At 43.4% G+C, this 2,848-nt stretch carries 3 protein-coding genes; 2 read left to right on the top strand and 1 reads right to left on the bottom strand.

The annotated features are described in order from the left end of the window. Positions 1-320 (top strand): hypothetical protein (locus Q0236_RS03405; protein WP_297915172.1); only part of this gene is annotated, 320 nt, incomplete at its 5' end. A 103-nt stretch (positions 321-423) separates the two neighbouring features. On the opposite strand, the gene Q0236_RS03400 is transcribed toward Q0236_RS03405, so the two are convergent. Then, positions 424-1,056, bottom strand: coding sequence for a hypothetical protein (locus Q0236_RS03400; protein ID WP_297915169.1), 633 nt, complete (start codon positions 1,054-1,056; stop codon positions 424-426). A gap of 510 nt (positions 1,057-1,566) precedes the next feature. Between Q0236_RS03400 and Q0236_RS03395 the strand changes: the two genes are divergently transcribed. Continuing rightward, the coding region (locus tag Q0236_RS03395; RefSeq protein WP_297915166.1) for a DASS family sodium-coupled anion symporter at positions 1,567-2,848 on the top strand (1,282 nt) is incomplete at its 3' end.

The raw sequence follows: 2,848 nt of genomic DNA, 5'->3' as shown, positions 1-2,848 counted from the left end.
TAAAATTTCTTGAAGCAAAATTAAAAGACGAGGCAAACACTATCAGGAGCAAAGAATCTTCAAATTTAAACATATACAACACGAATACAACCAACATTAATCAAAGTATAATTATTAAAAATGCTATAGATCAAATTCCAAATAATGTGTTATCTAAAAATTTGAAATACGAATTACGAGGAATGCTTAGTGAGCTTGAAGATTGCAAAAATAATCAAGAGAAAAAATCAAAGCTAATGGAAGTCGTTAAATGGCTTGGCGATAAAGCCGTCGATGTTACCATTGCCTGTTTACCATATCTTAGTCAAATAAAATTCTAAAGTAGGGGCTAATGAAATTTTAACCCCTATCGTTTCTCTATAGAAGTATAAATTTAGAATTATAAGGGATGCCGGATTTGCGTTTCCGTTTACCGCAATAATTTTAAAATTTAAAGTTATACCCCAGATAAATTCCATGGTTGGTCTCATATACTTTGTCTACATCTTCTCCGAGCTTACTAGCCTTGTATCTCGTGTAGTCCGCCTTGTAGCCAAACTCGATCTCGTGGTGCGTATCAAAGCTATATAGCCCGCCCAGTTTCGCGCCGATGACCCAGCCCGGCACCGTCTTTGAAAGAGAATTGCTACTTCCATCAAAGTCATCATACGAATAAGCTCTATATTTCAAAAATGAAACTCCCGTATAAGCGCCTGCTACGAGTTTAAAGCCGTTTATAATCTCAGGCGTAAAATCCCCGCCTACGAGCAAGCTATACTTATTCCACTCGTGTTTAAATATGATGTCCTCGTCAGTGCCAGTTTTCGAAGCTTTGAAATCATACAAGTACTCGCCGTACGCCCTAGCTATACCAAAATCATAGCCGCCTTTAAAGCCGAGCGCAGCCTGACCCTTATTATCTTTATTCGTGCCAGAATCGTCCTCGTCAGACCATTTAGTAGTGATGCTGGATTTAAAAGAATAATCTCCCTCGATACCTAAAAATATCCCCTCGCCGAAGCTTGAGCTTGCGCACACCGCAGCGGCAAACGCCGCGATTAAAATTTTGTTTTTCATATTTTCTCCTTACAATTTATGATTTCAAGGCTTCTCGCCACAGACGCTCTTACCGTTTTATAACTTACGATCTTTGAGCCTCCTCCACCGGATTCGCTTACAAATCCGTTTAAAATTTGTTGATTATAATATCCTTTTTTTGAAATTTCGATGAATTTCGCGACAAGACTTGGAATTTTATCTCACTCGCCTTGGATAAAATTTTATCTCGTTTGCTAAGGACAGAATTCTATCTCGATTGCCTAGATGAAATTCGACGAAATTCTACACCGCCTCCCTTGGGCAGTTAGCAAATTTATGTCGGGTGTCATTAAAAAATAATCTGTGATGAAATTTAAAGCGCTTATTTAGTTGTTCGTTTTTATGTATAATTTAAAATTTACACACGAGATAAGTGCCGTGTTACCGATAGTAACTGCACTTTTAAAAATTTAAGACGATTTGATTTGGAATTTATAAAATTCCCGCCTCATTTTTGTATCATAAGCCAAATCCAAAAAAGGAGTATTTATGGAAGAACACAAAGTGGAGTTGCGCAACTCCCGCTTACAAGGAACACTGGACTCAGACGTAGACGAGCTGGGTTTAGACAGGCTAACCGACACCGTGCCGTTTCCTAAGCGCGGCGTCATCATTATGGCGATTGCTGCTGCTGTGGGCTTTGCGCTATATGCCGCGTTACCATTTGAGCCTAATGTCAAAAAAGGCCTTGCGCTACTTGCTTTCATCGCGATTATGTGGCTTACAGAGGCCGTGCATATCACGGTAACCGCGCTTATGGTGCCGGTGCTTGCGGTAGCTATCGGACTTGGCAAATTCGCTAAAGATGGCACTTTCACGGCTGCCACCATCAAAAGCACGCTTGCAAATTTTGCAAACCCTACGATCTTTACCTTTTTCGGCGGTTTTGCTCTGGCAACGGCTCTGCATATGCAAAAGCTCGATAAAAAGATCGCGATGTGGCTAATCGCCCGCGCAGGCGGTCGCTTGGGTGTAGCTGCGATTTTAATCTGCCTTGCTACGGCGATCCTTTCGATGTGGGTTTCAAACACCGCAACTGCTGCGATGATGCTTCCGATCGCACTTGGAATTTGCGCCAACATGGACGAGAGCAAAGATCGCGGCACGCTTGTGTTTTTGCTTTTAGGCATCGCGTATTCTGCAAGCATCGGAGGTCTGGGCACGCTCGTGGGATCTCCGCCAAATTTAATCGTGGCTCAAGCCTTGCACTACAGCTTCGCGGACTGGATGAAGGTAGGTTTGCCGCTAATGTGCGTGATGCTACCGATAATGCTTGTGGTGCTTTATATAATTTTCAAGCCGAATTTAAGCCATAAAATAGAGATGGATCTGGAGCATATCCCTTGGACGCGCGAGCGCATTATTACGATCGTCGTATTTGCTCTAACAGCGCTTGGCTGGATATTTTCAAAGCAAATTTCAGCCCTTGTGGGCTTTAAAGTGGATGATGCTTACGTCGCCATCTGCTCGGCAGTCGTAATCGTCATACTAGGGCTTGCCAAATGGCACGATATCGCCGAAAACACCGAATGGGGCGTGTTGCTGCTTTTCGGCGGCGGACTTACTCTAAGTGCGGTTTTAGGCGATTCCGGAGCCTCTAAGGTGCTTGGCGATCTAGTCGCGCACACTTTCGGCGGAGCGCCTACTTACATTGTACTTTTGGTAACAGCAGTTTTCATCATCTGCCTTACGGAATTTACGAGCAATACCGCCTCTGCTGCGCTTTTAGTGCCCGTATTTGCGGGAGTAGCGGCTCAAATGGGGCTACCGA

This window comes from uncultured Campylobacter sp. (assembly GCF_938031315.1).
In the GTDB taxonomy this organism is placed as follows: Bacteria; Campylobacterota; Campylobacteria; order Campylobacterales; family Campylobacteraceae; genus Campylobacter_B.
This window is presented reverse-complemented; position numbering and strand designations above follow the sequence as displayed.